At 66.4% G+C, this 235-nt stretch carries 1 protein-coding gene; it reads left to right on the top strand.

The window, feature by feature from the left end:
• On the top strand, positions 1–235 hold a 235-nt coding region (locus AC0IYH_RS34070; RefSeq protein WP_471838902.1), incomplete at both ends, for a glycoside hydrolase family 68 protein.

Raw genomic sequence — 235 nt, 5'->3', positions numbered from 1 at the left:
GATCGAGGCGGTCGGTACCAACACCGAGATGGAACGCCCGCACATCGTCGTGGCCGACGGCCGCTACTATTTGTTCTGGTCGACACAGGCGAAACGCTTCTCCCCCGCCGCCACCGAAGGCGTGACCGGCCTCTACGCGATGGTCGCAGATCGGATCGCGGGGCCCTGGCGACCGGTCAACGGCACCGGACTCGTCGCCGCGAACCCGGCTGATGAGCCCTTTCAGGCCTATTGC

It is taken from the genome of Pseudomonas sp. AC463, from assembly GCF_979253585.1.
This window is presented reverse-complemented; position numbering and strand designations above follow the sequence as displayed.